16 protein-coding genes are annotated in these 15,418 nt (G+C 44.9%); 3 read left to right on the plus strand and 13 right to left on the minus strand.

Annotated features, from left to right (window positions below; genetic code table 11):
* Nucleotides 1–35: 35 nt before the first annotated feature.
* The 3 genes from ACRRQV_RS14615 to ACRRQV_RS14625 all read right to left on the minus strand — a co-directional run bounded on the left by ACRRQV_RS14615 (nucleotide 36) and on the right by ACRRQV_RS14625 (nucleotide 3,018).
* Complete coding sequence (locus ACRRQV_RS14615; protein ID WP_432532150.1) at nucleotides 36–812, minus strand: Ltp family lipoprotein; 777 nt, start codon at nucleotides 810–812, stop codon at nucleotides 36–38.
* A gap of 243 nt (nucleotides 813–1,055) precedes the next feature.
* Nucleotides 1,056–2,192 carry an NADH-dependent flavin oxidoreductase gene (locus ACRRQV_RS14620; RefSeq protein ID WP_432532152.1) on the minus strand — a complete coding sequence of 379 codons (1,137 nt, stop codon included), beginning with the start codon at nucleotides 2,190–2,192 and terminating at the stop codon, nucleotides 1,056–1,058.
* Nucleotides 2,193–2,370: 178 nt separating this feature from the next.
* A complete protein-coding gene (locus ACRRQV_RS14625; RefSeq protein ID WP_432532154.1) occupies nucleotides 2,371–3,018 on the minus strand; it encodes a TetR/AcrR family transcriptional regulator in 648 nt (215 codons plus the stop codon).
* A 105-nt stretch (nucleotides 3,019–3,123) separates the two neighbouring features.
* Between ACRRQV_RS14625 and ACRRQV_RS14630 the strand changes: the two genes are divergently transcribed.
* On the plus strand, nucleotides 3,124–3,906 hold the full coding sequence (locus tag ACRRQV_RS14630) for an SDR family oxidoreductase (protein ID WP_432532156.1): 783 nt from the start codon (nucleotides 3,124–3,126) through the stop codon (nucleotides 3,904–3,906).
* A gap of 199 nt (nucleotides 3,907–4,105) precedes the next feature.
* Here the strand turns inward: ACRRQV_RS14630 and ACRRQV_RS14635 are convergent, their stop codons facing one another.
* The 5 genes from ACRRQV_RS14635 to ACRRQV_RS14655 form a co-directional block, all read right to left on the minus strand.
* A complete protein-coding gene (locus ACRRQV_RS14635; RefSeq protein WP_432532158.1) occupies nucleotides 4,106–5,338 on the minus strand; it encodes a DUF1572 domain-containing protein in 1,233 nt (410 codons plus the stop codon).
* 167 nt (nucleotides 5,339–5,505) lie between these two features.
* A complete protein-coding gene (locus ACRRQV_RS14640; RefSeq protein WP_432532160.1) occupies nucleotides 5,506–6,315 on the minus strand; it encodes a TspO/MBR family protein in 810 nt (269 codons plus the stop codon).
* A 36-nt stretch (nucleotides 6,316–6,351) separates the two neighbouring features.
* Nucleotides 6,352–7,338: a YhdH/YhfP family quinone oxidoreductase gene (locus tag ACRRQV_RS14645; RefSeq protein ID WP_432532162.1), complete on the minus strand. Its 987-nt coding sequence runs from the start codon at nucleotides 7,336–7,338 to the stop codon at nucleotides 6,352–6,354.
* Between the two features lie 228 nt (nucleotides 7,339–7,566).
* Nucleotides 7,567–8,064 (minus strand): hypothetical protein, encoded by a 498-nt coding sequence (locus ACRRQV_RS14650; RefSeq protein WP_432532164.1) that lies wholly within the window; start codon nucleotides 8,062–8,064, stop codon nucleotides 7,567–7,569.
* A 202-nt stretch (nucleotides 8,065–8,266) separates the two neighbouring features.
* A complete protein-coding gene (locus tag ACRRQV_RS14655; protein WP_432532166.1) occupies nucleotides 8,267–8,776 on the minus strand; it encodes a YfiT family bacillithiol transferase in 510 nt (169 codons plus the stop codon).
* Between the two features lie 221 nt (nucleotides 8,777–8,997).
* Here ACRRQV_RS14655 and ACRRQV_RS14660 point away from each other — a divergent pair, with 221 nt between their 5' ends.
* On the plus strand, nucleotides 8,998–9,990 hold the full coding sequence (locus tag ACRRQV_RS14660; protein WP_432532168.1) for an MsnO8 family LLM class oxidoreductase: 993 nt from the start codon (nucleotides 8,998–9,000) through the stop codon (nucleotides 9,988–9,990).
* 207 nt (nucleotides 9,991–10,197) lie between these two features.
* Here the strand turns inward: ACRRQV_RS14660 and ACRRQV_RS14665 are convergent, their stop codons facing one another.
* Nucleotides 10,198–11,040 (minus strand): aldo/keto reductase, encoded by an 843-nt coding sequence (locus tag ACRRQV_RS14665; RefSeq protein ID WP_432532170.1) that lies wholly within the window; start codon nucleotides 11,038–11,040, stop codon nucleotides 10,198–10,200.
* A gap of 201 nt (nucleotides 11,041–11,241) precedes the next feature.
* Here ACRRQV_RS14665 and ACRRQV_RS14670 point away from each other — a divergent pair, with 201 nt between their 5' ends.
* Nucleotides 11,242–11,604, plus strand: coding sequence for a peptidoglycan-binding domain-containing protein (locus ACRRQV_RS14670; RefSeq protein WP_432532172.1), 363 nt, complete (start codon nucleotides 11,242–11,244; stop codon nucleotides 11,602–11,604).
* A gap of 167 nt (nucleotides 11,605–11,771) precedes the next feature.
* Here the strand turns inward: ACRRQV_RS14670 and ACRRQV_RS14675 are convergent, their stop codons facing one another.
* The 4 genes from ACRRQV_RS14675 to ACRRQV_RS14690 all read right to left on the minus strand — a co-directional run bounded on the left by ACRRQV_RS14675 (nucleotide 11,772) and on the right by ACRRQV_RS14690 (nucleotide 15,310).
* The gene (locus tag ACRRQV_RS14675) at nucleotides 11,772–12,491 is read right to left on the minus strand and encodes a DUF4386 domain-containing protein (protein WP_432532174.1); all 720 of its coding nucleotides are present in this window, start codon (nucleotides 12,489–12,491) and stop codon (nucleotides 11,772–11,774) included.
* 254 nt (nucleotides 12,492–12,745) lie between these two features.
* Nucleotides 12,746–13,540, minus strand: coding sequence for a hypothetical protein (locus tag ACRRQV_RS14680; protein ID WP_432532176.1), 795 nt, complete (start codon nucleotides 13,538–13,540; stop codon nucleotides 12,746–12,748).
* A 212-nt stretch (nucleotides 13,541–13,752) separates the two neighbouring features.
* A complete protein-coding gene (locus tag ACRRQV_RS14685) occupies nucleotides 13,753–14,619 on the minus strand; it encodes a hypothetical protein (RefSeq protein ID WP_432532177.1) in 867 nt (288 codons plus the stop codon).
* Nucleotides 14,612–15,310, minus strand: a complete 699-nt coding sequence (locus ACRRQV_RS14690; RefSeq protein WP_432532179.1) for a hypothetical protein — start codon at nucleotides 15,308–15,310, stop codon at nucleotides 14,612–14,614. Before ACRRQV_RS14690 ends, ACRRQV_RS14685 begins: the two co-directional genes overlap by 8 nt.
* Between the last annotated feature and the right edge of the window lie 108 nt (nucleotides 15,311–15,418).

The following is a 15,418-nucleotide window of genomic DNA, read 5'->3' on the forward strand; positions in this document are numbered from 1 at the left end:
TTTCTCTTTTTGCTTGAGAAATCAGCGCCTTTTTATTATAGTCCTACTTCACCGGCGGCATAAGTGGCATCTGCGTTACTGAACCCTTCAAATTCCAATTGTTCGATCAAACCGGATCTTGAAAAAGAAGAATAGTCCAGATAATCTTCCGCTTTTTTGACGGCTTGTTCTCTCCAATCGACACTGATGTTTTCCACTGCATAGGCAGCATCCGCATTGCTGAAGCCTTCGAATTCCAACTGTTCGATCAACCCGCTCTTAGAAAAAGCCGTGTACTCGAGGTAATTCTCAGCCATTCCCACCGCCTGGTTCTGCGATTCCGTTTCCGCATCTTTCGCAGCTTGCGCTTTTGCTTCTGCATCCGCTTTTGCCTTCGCTTCTTTCTCGGCTTTCTCTTTCTCTTTTTTCTCTGCGTCTGCTTTTGCTTTCGCCTCAGCATCTGCTTTTTCTTTAGCTGCAGCTTCTTCAGCAGCTTTTTTTGCTTTTTCTTCCTCTTCTTTTTTCTTCAGTTCCGCTTCTTTCGCTTTTCTTTCTTTTTCTTCCAACAAGAAAAACGGTTCCGCTTCTTTTACTTTGGCTTCCAATTCTTTAATTTTTTCTGTTGATTCTTTGTTCGTTGACTCAATTGTTGCGATTTCCAGAGCCAGTTCCTTATTTTCGGCTTCAAGTTTTTCCTGTGTCTTTTGATTTTCACCGGCAGAGGCATCGACTTCTGACTGCGAAGGGCCAAAGCTCGCTCCAATGATCAAAGCAATCACTGCCACGACGATGTACTTCCACTTGCTCTTAATAAACACTGCAAACTTGTCCATTTTTAAATTCCTTCTTCCTACTTCTTTTATTCATCATAGTTTATTTGTCGTTAAATTAATACAGTTATTTACAAATAAAGAGACTAATAACTCAGTAAATTATTATCTTCTATAGAAAGAAGTCATCGCGCGGCCAAAAAAAGGCAGTTATCCTGAATCTACTATTCATAGGACTCATCTATATAAGAACGCAAAAAGCTCCCTGGCCATTTTCAGCCAGAGAGCTTTCTTAATTCTTATTTGTTAGTTAACGTCAACTTCTTCTTCAATCTCCACCATTTTGTACATGGACATCAACTGCCAAAGAGGTCCCGGAATATCGAGCTTGCCGATCCGCTCTTGTGGTATGTTCTCAAAGATCTCGTCTTCTTTGCTGAGTTTCACTTTTGTCGTCCATTCCGGATCCACGAGCGCTTGGCGTCCCATTACGACGATGTCGGCGCCTTCTTCGAGTGCGGCCACTGCGTCCTCCGGTTTTTTGATGCTTCCAACAACGACGAATGCCACGCGTCCTGCAATTTGCTGGGACAGGATTTCGACGATGCTGCCGTTTATCTCTTCGTTATGAGGGCGCTTTTTGAAATCCATTAGCGACACGTGAAGATAATGGATGCCGCCTTCGATCAATTTCTCAGTCAGGATTTTTGTTTCTTCAATCGTGTAGCCGACGCCCAGTTCGCTGTATTCTTCTGGGGACACGCGGTAGCCGATGATGAATTCTTCCGTTGCAAGTTCTGCCACTACTCGTTTCACTTCTGCAAGCACAGCAAGCGGGAATTTCAAGCGGCTTTCCAAGCTGCCGCCCCATTCGTCTTCCCGGCGATTCGTCATTTCCGATACGAATTGCTGGATCAAGTACGTGTTGGCCCCGTGGATTTCGACTCCATCAAACCCGGCTTCAATCGCACGCTGCGTTGTTACGCCGAAGTCGCGGATAATATCCGTGATTTCTTCTGCTGTCAATGCGCGTGGTCCCGGCTTATCAGCAGCCCCTCCGATTGCACTCGGTGCAACCGTTTCATGCGCTGCAATCAGTTCCGGCTGCCCTTGGCGTCCGCCGTGCTGCATTTGCAGGATTGCTTTGTTGCCGCCTGCTTTCATCTCGTTCGCCATTTGCGTCAAACGGGGCAGTACGTCTTCTTTGAACGCAACAAACTGGTTCGGGAACGCGATGCCGTTTTCAGAAACCGCGATGCACGCAGAGATAAACAAGCTGCCGATGTTTGAACGGCGGCGGTAATAGACCAGTTCTTCGTCGGATACGGTTCCATCCGGATTCCCTGAATAAGTTGTCATTGGTGCCACGCCTAAACGGTCGTTCAACACGACGCCATTCGGCAATGTAATTTCTTCAAATAAAGCATTAAATTCTGATTTCATTTCGTATTCCTCTTTTCTTTTTGGCTCATTTATCCAAATTAGCATAAGCTTCCAGCGACTACAAGAATTCTAGCTTGCACGTCAGAAGGGGAACAATAAAAAAGCACGCCTGGCCAAATGCCAAGCGTGCTTCTAGATTTTATTTCCCAGGAAATAGTATATCCTGCTTTCCTGTTGTCTATTCCACCCGAAACCCAGCCGCAAATGCCTGCAGAATCCCAATCAGCTCTTCGGTTACTTCACGCGGCGATTTCAAATACCCCTTCTCTGCCCAGTCCAAAATTAGCCCAGCTGTTCCATGTGCCATATACAGCTTGAACTGCGAAGAGTTGATGTCGTGATTGCCGATCGGCGTGAATGTGAACTGTTCGTTCAGCAGTTCAAAAATCGCACGCGGCAAGTCCTTATACAGCCCGGGAATTGTATCTTCTTTCAAGTACAGGTTGAAAAACGAACGGTTGTCGTAAATAAACGTAATGAGCTCGAACGAATCCGAATCCATCGATTTCGTCGCAATTTCCTTGCCGGGCACGTAGCGCTCCATGCTCGTCCGTTTGATCTGTTCGAACATTTCGGCTTTCAGCTCTTCAGTGAGATCCGGTTTATCCAAATAGTAAAGATAAAACGTCGCCCGGTTATACTGTGCGCGCTGCACGATATCTGTTACCGACACATGGCTAAATCCTTTTTCATTGATCAGCTCGGTGAATGCCTGTTTAATCTGGTGCTTTGTCCGTTCTGCTTGTGGAGACAGCTTTCCCGCCTTGTCTTCCATCATTTCTTCCTCCAAACTCGACACTTCTTCTCGAACTGTCGAATTACTCAACAAACTCTATTTTTTTACTGATTGAGCCCTTTTCTGTAAAGGCTTACACTTAATTTGTACATTAAATCCAGTTTAGCACACGAATATAAAAGGAGAGATACCAGAATGATTAATTACACAGATAAAGTCATTATCATCACAGGCGGAGGCTCCGGGCTCGGACGCGCAGCAGCTGTTGCAATCGCCAAACAAGGCGGCAAACTTGTGCTTGTTGATATGAATAAAGACGGGCTTGAAGAAAGCAAAAACGAAATTTTGGCTGCGGCTCCAGAAGCTGTAGTTGAATTGGTCACTGCAAACGTAACAAGTGAAGAAGAAGTGAAAAACTACGTTCAATTTACGTTGGACACATTCGGCAAAATCGACGGCTTCTTCAACAACGCCGGCATCGAAGGCAAACAAAACCTGACTGAAGATTTCGGCTCGGAAGAGTTTGAAAAAGTCGTCAGCGTCAACTTGAACGGCGTTTTCTACGGCATGAAACACGTACTGAAAGTCATGAAAGAACAAGGCTACGGCTCGATCGTCAACACTGCATCCGTCGGCGGCATCCGCGGCGTCGGCAACCAATCCGGCTACGCAGCCAGCAAACACGGCGTTGTCGGCTTAACCCGCAACTCCGGCATCGAATACGGCCAGTTCGGCGTCAGCATCAACGCCATCGCACCAGGCGCTATCATGACACCAATGGTTGAAGGATCTCTTAAACAATTAGCTGGCGACAACTGGGAAGCAGCCGGCACTGAATTCGTCAGCGTCAACCCGATGAAACGCTTCGGCAAACCGGAAGAAGTCGGCAATCTAGTTGCATTCCTATTGTCGGACGCAGCGAAGTTTATCAACGCTTCGGTTATTCCGATCGACGGCGGTCAGTCTTACAAATACTAATAAAATCAGACACATTAAAGGCGCACTCTTTTTTAGCAGAGTGCGCCTTTTTGCTATAGATCTAATCGGAATTTATATTTGTTTTCTTTTGCTTTTTTCGCATTGAAAGAAACCATCCTTCAATGAAACGCATCTCCATATGCAATGTAAGGCATATATCAAAACCTTATAAGTTGTTTCTTTCCGCTAGTAAGCAGTGTCATTTCGGCACATAAGCATACACTTTCTCTTCCTCTGCAAGTTCAAACAACAACTCCGTAGGAATTTCCTGAGACGCCGCTGTTTGCTGGCTAATTCTCAGAGGAATGACATCTTTCAAGCTCTCGAGATTTCTGTATTTCAAGGCTTTTACGCCGAAGTTCAATCGGACTCGGTAGTTTTCTTCCACCTTTTCCACTTTGTTTTCAATGCCCGCGACCACTTGATTGTTCTCGGCAATCACATCCATTAAGGCATCGGATTTCAAAGCCGTGTGCTCGTAATTTCTTACGGTCGTCAAATACGGCGCGTAGCATTCTTCGATGAATTTGATGTTCAGCAGCACCAGTTCCTGTTTGCTGTTGAATGCCTCGATCAGTTTCTTATAATCCTTAACAACGGCGGCTTCCCCCCATTTCCGGATCGTTTCATGCTCTTTCAAACGGTCGATGCTTTCGCCGATGCCTTTCAGGTCTTTATTCAGCACCTTCAGATCTTGAAGGGCAGCCGCATAAAAATCTTCAATTTTTTGATCTTCCACACCGCCGAGCAGGATGCCGTTGCTTCTGAACCGGCCAATGATTTCGCTGAAATAAAGAAAACGCGATTCGGTCCTGCCGAAAAAGTCGTTATCCCGGTGCTGAATGAGCGTGTCCAATTTTTCTTCCATGTTCTTTAACGAACGTTGAATTTCAATCAATTGCTGCTGGCCAACCACAGCCGTCAGCAAATTTGCGCTTGCGTGGACGACGAGTGCCGGATTAACGTTCTTTACAAGCACCGCCTGCTTATAAATGCCTTGCGCACCTTCTTTTCGCACTGCCGGAAGAAACCCCTTGCCGTCCACTCTTTCCATCAGCGCCATGCTTTTCTCCTTCAGCCCCTTTACCACTTCGGGACTAAATTCCACCTTGTATGTTTTACTGTCCCGGATGACCATTGCCCCGGCCGATAAGGTTTTCAAAATATCGGATTTCAGAATGGACGGGACTTCAATTCTTCGATAACCGCTTTTCACGCTTTCTTCGTTTTCCATTTCCGAAACATAGGGCATAAATTCAACATACGGATCTTCCACTGGTTCCGGTTCGCTTTCAGGGATTTCTGCTGCGTGATCCTCATCTGCTATTTTTTCATCAGCTATTGATACTGCTTTTTGCCTGTTGAAATAAACCAACAGACCAACTGCCACAAGCAATAAAAAAGCTAATAGAAGAATGGTTTCTAAAGTCATATCCTCATCTCTTTCTTGAAGTCTTTTTTCAACGCTTATTAGGGATTGTTTCAATTCACCATACCCCTTTTCACCAATCATCAGCCCAGTCAGAAGCAGAAATAACAAGAGCCCAACCTGGAAGGTCGGGCTCTTTTTTTTATTTACTGGGGATTTGAAACGCACTCTTACCCCGTATGTCTAAGAAAAAGTGAATTCCCGTTTTTAACAAACCGCCACACAACCGCAATCAGGAAGATCGCGATTCCAGCTAGTAGAACGCCTTGTATCGCCGTAGACAAAGCAGGATCGAACCGTCCGCTTCGATCCGAACTGAAGATGCCAAAGAACGCCCAGGCTAACGGAATCGGAAAGGCTGCATTTTTGTAACGAGACAAGTAAAACAGGACGAATGCGATAGCCACCAGCAAAATGATGATGGTCCAGACGGAATCCGAAATCCCAAATCCGTTCCATTCCTGTTGCACCAAAAACAACGAAATATTGACGATCGTCGCAATGAAAACCCACGCCCCGTAAAAGGTGAAACTAAGTCCTGCAAGCGTTGAAGGAAATTCAAAGCGATGTTTATAAATTCTTTCCACGATGATCAGCAGCGAGAACAGCATGCCAAAAATCAGCAGCGTCGATAAGCCGAGTTGTTCATAAGAAAACGCCACAATCCAGCTCATATTGCACAAACAACTCACGATAAATAACGGTGAAATCAATAAAATCAGCTTGCTGATCTTCTGGTCTTTTCTTTTCACAAACAAGTAAACCAACGTCATCAGCAGCAAACTGTAAATGACGCCCCAAATCGAAAAAGTAAAAGGTGCAGGCGATATAAGTGTCATGTATTTGTCCGAGATATCTTTCTGACCCATCCCGTTAAAAAATCCGGAAGATCCGAGGTAATTGACGCCGAGCGTTAAAAAATAAAACACCAGATTTAACAAAGTGAAGATGTTTGTTTTCTTCAACGTCGCTTCATCCATAGCTGCCTCATCCTCTCAGGTATTTTTTTCTACACTCTAACACTTCACAATTGTGCGCCCCAGATGCTCGCCCTTTTTGATGGCATCTATTGTGCTGGGCACTTCTTCAAGCGAAATCTCATCTGCCAAAGTCGTCCCCGCAATGTTCCAGTCGGTCGCCATTTTCGCCCAAATCGCCGGGCGTTTGTCGATTGGCACATTCACGGAATCGATGCCGAGCACGTTCACTCCGCGCAAGATAAACGGCAGTACCGTTGCCGTCAGCCCAATGCCGGCCGCATTTCCACACATGCTCATGCTGCCGCCGTAGGAAATCTGCGGAATCAACACAGAAGCGACGTCTCCTCCGACTGTATCCACTACATAGTCAAACTTTTGTTTGTTCAACGGCTTTTTCAACTCGCCCAAATCGTCCGGGAAAATGACGGCATGCGCGCCGAGAGATTTCGCCACTTCCACTTGATGTTCTTTGCGTACTAACGCCGTGATATTCCCATAGCCGATTTTATTCAGCATCTGAACCGCAATGCTGCCGACTCCGCCTGTCGATCCGGTTACTAAAATCTCGGGATTGTTTTTCGGATCCATGCCGCTTTTCTCTAATGCCAAAATGGACAGCGCGGCCGTGAATCCGGCTGTTCCAAAGACCATTGCGTCCCGCAAGCTTAACCTCTCCGGCAACGCAACAACCCAATCCGCAGGCACTCGTGCATATTCGGCGAACCCGCCTGTATGGCTCATGCCCATCGCAAAACCGGTGACGACGACTTCCTGCCCTTCCTGAAAACGAGAATCTTTCGACTCGACAACCGTGCCGCTCAAATCGATTCCCGGAATCATCGGATAGTCCCGGATCACGCCGCCTTTTTTCTGCACCGCCAACATGTCTTTGTAATTGATCGAAGAGTACGCCACTTTGATTAAGACATCACCATCTGACAGTTTGTCTTCCCCTATTTGTTCTACTCCGTAAATAATATCGTCTTCCTGCTCTTTAATAACAATCGCTTTAAATGAATTCATGCCTTTATCCCTCCTTCGTTATCTCTTCCCGAATTGGCTTAGCGGCAAAACGGTTTTCCAGCAATAGCCTGCTGATGGGAATAAAAAAACGTTCTCAATGAAATTGTTTGATTTCATTGAGGACGTTTTTGTTTCTATGCAATTGTAGTAAATAAACCAAATTGTGTCTGACACAGGGCCCAAATTTCAATTCCTCATACAAAAGCGAGATTTTTGATTTTATGCTCATTACTTACCAATTTTTTTTGGAATCATTTCAATACCCTTTTTTAACAACTCAGGATTTTTGGTAGCTACTGTTACTGCGCCTCCAATTACTACAGCACTAACTGTAGCAGTCATCACGCCTAAATTTGTAAATATATTAGTTCTCCGATCTGCCTCATCTTTCATTCGGTCTAATACTTTATCGATTTTTATCCAAATGCGCTCTTCTTCCTCTACTGTTATGGCCTCTTTACTCTGCACTCTTAAGTCATCTATTAAACTCTGTAACACATCAGTATATTTATTACTTGAATAGTTACCTTTTTCAAAAAAGCTATCTAGTCCGTTTACAAAAGTTTGAAAAGCAACATTAGCTCCTTTCATATATGAGATTAATTCTTCTGTTCCAATATCATCTTTTATATAATGTTCTACTAAGGAACTCACATCTTCATTATTAATATTATTAGTATCGATATTCTTTTTCTTTATTATTTTTGTAAGTTTACTATTTTCCATATATATATTCCCCTCTGTTGTTATATAGTAAATTTCTTATACAGTATTTGATTTCTATTTTCAGCATATTGGAAAAAGAATCGGCCTAGCTACTAAGATATCCCTATATTGTGTAAAAGAAATCCACTTTATAATTAATTAGAACAGATTTCTTAAGTGAAATCACTATATGGCTTAGATTATATTCGACGCACGAGGCAATTCAGTTCCCCAAAGCAATTTTGATATGTTCCAAATGATGCTCTTCGTGCCAACACAGCTTCGCCAGTTTTGTTGCGACGCTGACTTCGCCGTTCACTTCGTGGATAAAGACGCGGTCCAATTGTTCGTCCGTCACGTGCTGGCCAAGTGCAACAATCCGTTCGTTCAAGCCTTCCAGTATCCGGATCGAACTTTCCACCGGCAGTTCATTGTCCGGCAGCGCCGCCCATTTTTCCTGATCAAAAGCGGGAATCGTCGGATTGTCCTCTGTCAACGCCAATTTTAGGCGCTGGTACATATTGAGCTGCGAATCCGCAATATGATGTACAAGCTGGCGCACAGTCCAGCTGCCTTCTCTGTACTTTTTGTCCAATTGCTCATCACTCAATCCATCGACCGCATCCCGCAGCCGTGTCGTGTAACTCTTAATTTTTCCGAGCCATTCCTGGATATGTTCAGCTTTCACGGTTTCAGGAACTTCTAATTGTCCAATAGGAAATCTCACATCCATTTTCCCAACCTCTTTCCCTTATGCGTATTTGGTGACTATCCTGTTCACGCTCAATATACCAATGCCCCTGGGTTTTGTAAACCAGGGCACTGTACAAAAATTTCTTAGAATAGCGCTTTCCCTGGAAAGCAATTTTACAGGCAGATGACATGAATTCCATATGCTGGACTGCTATACTCCTTAATGTGCAAACGTGCTATATAAGAAAGGAAGTTACATATATGAAATTAAGCGTATTGGACCAAGCTCCCGTCACAACCGGAAACACAGCAGAAGACGCCATGAAAAAAGCGGTAGAACTTGCGGTTCTTGCCGACAAATTAGGCTACAGCCGGATGTGGATGGCGGAACATCACGGCTCGGGCGCCTTTTCCAGCTCCGCTCCTGAAGTCACTGCCGCTTACTTGAGCGCCAAAACTGAGAACATCCGAATCGGCACAGGCGGCGTGATGATGATGCATTATTCGCCGTTGAAACTCGCTGAAGTGTTCAAGACATTGAGCGCACTTGCACCGGGACGCATCGATTTCGGTGTGGGACGCGCACCAGGCGGCGATCATCACTCTATCTACGCCCTGTCTCAAGGACGCCAGGCCATGACCAATAATATGTACGAAAAGTTTGATACGGCGCTGAAACTGATCAACGACGAAGTGCCAGAAGACAAACTTTACAATAAAACAATCGCGGCTCCGACACATATCCAACTGCCGGAAGCTTGGCTGCTCGGCTCGAGCGGCGACAGCGCATTGCAAGCTGGTCGAATGGGCGTCGGCTATTCGTTTGCCCAGTTTTTCAATGGCGGCATGACAAAAGACATCTTAGACTCTTACCGGACAAATTTCGTAGCTTCCGATTTTATGGAAAAACCGGAAATCTCCGTGTCGTATTTAGTGACAACGGCTGAAACGACCGAAGAAGCAGAATACGAAGCCCTGCCGCAGGACATTTCGCGCCTGATGTTAACGCGCGGCCGCATTATGCCGCTCATGACACCGGAAGAAGCACAAAATTCCGCGTTGACGGAAATGGACCGCATGCAAATCAAGGCAAGCCGCAAAATCCATTTAGTCGGCTCCGCCAAAGACGTGGCAGATCAATTGCAGCGGGAACAAATGGAATATGGTTTTGAAGAAGCCATGATCTGCAGCATTCCGCATTCCCAGGAAAAACGATTGGATGTCTACCGGTTGCTGGCACAGCAGTTGTTGTAAAAACGACTTATACTTTAACTGAATTTGGCCAGCCGCGCTTTTTCGGCGTGTACTGCAAAGACCAGGTGTTATCCGCACCTGGTCTTTTTTCTATCTATTGATTATCTTCCTTATTCAAACGCATACACTTTCTCTTCAAAATAGCTTGATGATTCATTAGGTGAATCCCCTTGCACTTGCATTCAAATCATTCTTCTAAACCTTAGTTTAAAATTCCTCATGAGTAGCCGGGTCCATATCATTCAATCTGCCATCCGACTTGGACAGCTCAGCTATTGCACTCATTTCGGTTTCGCTTAAAGCAAAATCGAAAATCTTCAGGTTTTCCCGCTGCCGCTCTGGAGAAGTGGAGCGCGGAATCGAAACAGAGCCGATCTGATAATGCCAGCGCAACACAACCTGGGCAATGGTCTTATTGTGGTGCTCAGCAATCTTGCTGATTGTTTCATTCGATAGAATGTCTGACGCCTTGGCAAGCGGGCTCCATGACTGCGTTTGGATGCCGTATTCCTCATGCACTTTCCGCTGCTCTTCCTGGTTAAAGAACGGATGCAGCTCCACCTGGTTTATGCTCGGCGTTATCCCGGTCTCTTTGACAATGCGCTCCAGATGCTCAGGCAGGAAATTGCTCACGCCAATCGACCGGACCAGCCCCCATTTCTTCGCATCAATCAGCGCCTGCCACGCTTCCACGTAATGGTCCTGCTTTGGAAGCGGCCAGTGAATCACATACAAATCCAGGTAATCCAGCTTCGAACGGTAGAGCGATTCCTGAATCGCCACCAAGGCTTTTTCGTACGTATGATAGCGGCCTAGCAGTTTGGACGTAATCCACAATTCCTCGCGGGAGATGCCGCTGCGTTTGATGCCCTCGCCGACCGCTCCTTCGTTCTCGTAGTTATACGCCGTATCGATCAACCGGTAACCTGCATTGATTCCGCTGCTTACTGCGTCTGCTCCGGCATTGCCCCAAAGCCCGTATGTACCCAACCCGGTAACCGGCAGCATTGTCCCATCGTTCAGCGTCACTTCTGGTATTGCTTTTTCCATTGTGTTCCACTCCTCTCGTTTCTGATTTCAAGGTTACTCTTGCCCAGTGGTAAAATCAAACAATTCTGTCATCCGACTTCATATTTGATTTCGGCTTCTTTCCCTGAGACCGCATTTTTTTTCCGTACTGCCTAAATACGCGTTTAACTTACGTATTGCGAGGTAGATAAGTGGCAAATAAGTACTCAGGAGGAATCAGGCATGAAGAAATGGATTCCAATGTTGCTGGCATTCGGGTTATTGGCTGCATTTCCCCTCTCCTCACAGTCGGTGGAAGCTGTAAGCAACGCGTCTGCAGTTCAGGAAGAGAAACTGCCGGAAAGCCTTAGGAATCTTATGGACATTGCGCCCGAGCATCAGTTTATTCTGCGCAAAGGAAGTGTGCGCATTGAAGTGAAACTCCTCCAATGGACATTGAATCAGTATGGACTGAAAACAGCGGTTGACGGAAGCTTTGGACCTAAGACAGAAAAAAATGTCCGGCAATACCAAAAGGATAAAGGCTTGAAAATCGATGGCATTGTCGGTGAGAAGACATGGACGGCAATTTACGGGGAATATTAGATAACGGTACTTCCATAGCATCGCTCATGAATAAAGTCATTTAAGCTTTATACGCTAGGTGGCCATAATAAAGCATGCCCATCCGGAAAGCGGATGGGCAAAATAAATAATACAGAAAGTAATGTTAAAATCATTTATAGGCGTTTCTTTCCTAAGAATACAATCTCTCAAGACATTCTTTCCATTATTTTCTTTCCTTTCACTAACAACCAAATGCCGAATGCCAATTCCGCTATAACAGCTAATACAAAGACAATCAGTGAAAATATTGCCATAAGATCGGTATCGTTAGCTAACAGTACCCACAGGATATTGTCGATAAAGTAACCCAGTCCTGAAAGCAGCATCAAAATCCCGAATACTTTAGGAATAAATCCAGACTTGAAAATGAGGTAACCAAGCAGGAGCAAATGCACGCTGAAAAAAACAAGGCCGATGGTTCCTGCATTGTTGATCGCATCAATGAACGCCATCACTTCAAGGCCTATCTGATTTGTTTCATTGGCCTCCAAAGGGGCATCATTACTCAATACTTGCAAAACACTTAAAAAATTGAAGAGGGAAGCGGAAGATATTGCCGCAAAGACGATCCTGAACAAGATCGCCAGCAATGCAACATTCTTATTTACTTGTTTTAGCAAAACATAAAGGGCCCAAGCTATAACAATATCCAAAATGCACATAATGATAAAACTGAGAATCCCAAAGCGAAAGAGCAACTCATTGGCTGTAATATTATTTACGGTTGCTGCTGCATCATCCGGTATCCACAATCCTCCCATGACGAAAACATTAGCAAATAGCCCGGCCACCACCACGAGCAATAAGCTAAACCCTGCAACTCTTGCATAAAAAGCTAATGGTTTTTCAGCACTGCTGCTGGCCATCCTTCTCCCTCCGATTTTCGTATTAGATTCAATTCGTGTGCCCGGAATTAAGAGTGTTCTATGTAGAATGAAAGAGCAATAGAAGGATTAGGCATGGCTCGTTTTTAAATTTATCAGATTTTTCTGAATTATTATAATTCCATTTTATATCCATTGGGTATTTTTAGCAATCCCAAATATTTCTCTATGCCATACACACGAACGTTAAATATTCATACAAAAAACCCGCCCTATTGTTGAATAGGACGGATTTTTCACTTGGCATCGCGAAATCTGTACAAAGATTCATAAGACTGGGTGCGAGATTCAGTTTCAAAAGAGGAACGGCTCCAGATGCTCGCCTGATCCGACGTTTCTTCCGTCTCGACCAGCTTTAATTCGCCTGGTCCCAGCGTCATGACATCCGACTCCACTTCTTTCAGTTCGTTTTGTTTGGCATCCAGAGCTCGAATGCGTACTTGGACCTCTTTTTGGATGTCTAAATTGTTTTTAAGAAAAAAAGCGTTTTTGTATGTCACATTGTTGCAATTTGACGATGTGGCCCGGAAGCAGTTTTTTTCGGAGCTCATAAACACGACGGTGATTTCCTCATCGGTTTGCTGCTGTTCGGCTGCAGTTAACGCATGTTCCACTTTTTGGACATAAGAGGTTTTCTCCGCCAACGGGTAAACCCACATGGTGAAAAACAGGATCGTTGTGCAGAGCACCGCTGTGATCATCCACACCACTTTAGGGTTATGGAAAGATTTCGGGGCGCCTTTGAAAATTTTGCTTACGATCACGTTGACGATAACAATCACCAGCAGAAACGCTGCAGTAACAATGAGTGCAACGGTGCTTTCAAATCCATTCTGAAAAAAAGAAAGCTGATAGGCATTGGAAATATAATAATTAAACACAAAGCTGCCGAGGACCAATGCCGCAAAGGCAGCCAAGACTATTTTCCAATGCGGTTTCCCGATCTTCCCGCTTTTCACACTCAAGCTGGACCAGACAAACCAGGCGTACGGAATAAAAAAGAGAAAGATGATAAGTGCAACAGTGCTCATTAAATCATGCCTTTCGTAGAGAGTTAGAGAGAAATGAAACGTTAAAAAGTCATTGAATCAGGTCGGAATTTTTAAAGGTGCACTTTCGTAATACGGGCACTTTTCCTATCTTACTATAATTATACGAAACACCTTTTAAAAAGACTCAAAATTTCGTGTAAAGTTTTTGGAATAAGCATCACCTCAGGGATTTCCCTGTAAAGCTGATTATACTATTCCCTCTCATAAACCGCGCTTTCCGTTTCTCCCAAATCCACCGGTGTAATCGTGATGGTTCCGCCTTCTTCAATCATTCCATCATCGCTAAATTCAGTTCCTGGATTCAAAGTGATGCTAAGCGTCGGTTTTGTGTCGTCTCCTAAGATGACAACGGAATAAATCCCAAACTGCTCTGTGTTTCTAATATTGTAATAATGCAACTCGCCACCTTTTACATAAACCAGTTCATTATTATCCGACATGAAATAGTTTTCCTGGTTCCCCTGTTCGATCCATTTGCCGATCAAGCTGACGGCGACATTTTGGTAACGGACATAATCACTGCTTCTGAAATTGAAAAGTTGGTGCCCCAATGCCCCATGAGGACCGGTTTCATACGTTAAAGCGGCAATATCTTCCGCGGTCCATTCGATTTTATACCGCTCTTCTTCCAATGACTTGTAATCCGAAGTGCCTCCAAGGACGCTGTCTTTCCTGCCAAAAAGGACGCCTCTGCGTTTCATACGGACTGTTTCCTTCATTATGTTCGGATATTCTTTGATGATCACTTCGTGCTGGCCGTCTTCCGATTCCGCTATCAGCAAATTCACGTCACCTATGTAATAGAAGAAAGTCGTATTCACTGTCAGCAAGACAATCCCAATCAGCACCAACCCCCATTTCACATAACCGCCTGCAAAAATCAAGGCACCGGCAAAAAACAAGGTAATAATGATTCCATAATTCACGGCATAAAACTGCCATTCATGAATCAGCCAATACCCTTTAGGAGCAGCAACTCCGATCAACAAAGCCTGAAAAACCACCAGGACGACTCCTAAGGCGATTAACATAGTCCCCAGAATTCTTCTTTTATTCATGCGGCGTCCCCTTCAATTCAAAATGCGACATAATTTCCTCGTAAAGCGCATCATTCGCGGAAACAGGATCCCATGTCACACCGGTGTTGACGCTCCGGAAAGCAAAAATTTCTTCGTTCCGAATCGCTGCCAGATATCCGGTCTGCCCCCCATCGATAAAATCGATATGCATTTTCTCGTAGCCCTTTTCAAGGTCATGTGTGGCGGTGCGGGAAATGCTGCCGACACTCCACGCCTGTCCCCGGGCGTCTGTCCTCAGTATGCTGATGTTCTCCGGTCCCCGGCCACCATAGACAATGGAAACTTTCTCACCGGATATGTAAATATTGTCTCTTGAAATGGTATCGATATAGTCGCTGATGCGCGCATATCCCAACTCGGTGTCATCCGGCACAGGAATCCAGGTCTCGCCTTCGTTGACGGTTACAAAAAGTTCCCTTTCATAAATCACAAAATCCTCTTCAGTATCGACCGGCAAAACCGTTTCCTCCGTTGTAGGCGCCGTATGTGAAATCGTCCGGTCGATATCCGGCGGCATCTCTGCATCAGCCATAGGCGTCTTCGGACTCGCCGGGTTCTCCGCCTCGTATTGCGCATTGATGTTTTCGATTGTCCCCACGCTAGCCTTGAACGCGGCGTAACTCAACACAATAGCGGCTGCGCAAAAGAAAAGTACGTTTGAGATTTTCATAGCATTTCCTTTCTTTATATATGGATTTGGTCATAGTTAGTTTTATACTACCATTATTAAAGAAAGAGAAATAATTTGGAAATAAATGTTTGGTTTTTTCCAGAAATC

It is taken from the genome of Planococcus sp. YIM B11945 (assembly GCF_050864155.1).
Classification (GTDB): domain Bacteria; phylum Bacillota; class Bacilli; order Bacillales_A; family Planococcaceae; genus Planococcus.

Coding starts and splice junctions, on each gene's coding strand:
- ACRRQV_RS14615 (WP_432532150.1), bottom strand. CDS start 812: ATGGACAAGTTTGCAGTGTTTATTAAGAGCAAGTGGAAGTACATCGTC.
- ACRRQV_RS14620 (WP_432532152.1), bottom strand. CDS start 2,192: ATGAAATCAGAATTTAATGCTTTATTTGAAGAAATTACATTGCCGAAT.
- ACRRQV_RS14630 (WP_432532156.1), top strand. CDS start 3,124: ATGATTAATTACACAGATAAAGTCATTATCATCACAGGCGGAGGCTCC.
- ACRRQV_RS14635 (WP_432532158.1), bottom strand. CDS start 5,338: ATGACTTTAGAAACCATTCTTCTATTAGCTTTTTTATTGCTTGTGGCA.
- ACRRQV_RS14640 (WP_432532160.1), bottom strand. CDS start 6,315: ATGGATGAAGCGACGTTGAAGAAAACAAACATCTTCACTTTGTTAAAT.
- ACRRQV_RS14645 (WP_432532162.1), bottom strand. CDS start 7,338: ATGAATTCATTTAAAGCGATTGTTATTAAAGAGCAGGAAGACGATATT.
- ACRRQV_RS14650 (WP_432532164.1), bottom strand. CDS start 8,064: ATGGAAAATAGTAAACTTACAAAAATAATAAAGAAAAAGAATATCGAT.
- ACRRQV_RS14655 (WP_432532166.1), bottom strand. CDS start 8,776: ATGGATGTGAGATTTCCTATTGGACAATTAGAAGTTCCTGAAACCGTG.
- ACRRQV_RS14660 (WP_432532168.1), top strand. CDS start 8,998: ATGAAATTAAGCGTATTGGACCAAGCTCCCGTCACAACCGGAAACACA.
- ACRRQV_RS14665 (WP_432532170.1), bottom strand. CDS start 11,040: ATGGAAAAAGCAATACCAGAAGTGACGCTGAACGATGGGACAATGCTG.
- ACRRQV_RS14670 (WP_432532172.1), top strand. CDS start 11,242: ATGAAGAAATGGATTCCAATGTTGCTGGCATTCGGGTTATTGGCTGCA.
- ACRRQV_RS14675 (WP_432532174.1), bottom strand. CDS start 12,491: ATGGCCAGCAGCAGTGCTGAAAAACCATTAGCTTTTTATGCAAGAGTT.
- ACRRQV_RS14680 (WP_432532176.1), bottom strand. CDS start 13,540: ATGAGCACTGTTGCACTTATCATCTTTCTCTTTTTTATTCCGTACGCC.
- ACRRQV_RS14685 (WP_432532177.1), bottom strand. CDS start 14,619: ATGAATAAAAGAAGAATTCTGGGGACTATGTTAATCGCCTTAGGAGTC.
- ACRRQV_RS14690 (WP_432532179.1), bottom strand. CDS start 15,310: ATGAAAATCTCAAACGTACTTTTCTTTTGCGCAGCCGCTATTGTGTTG.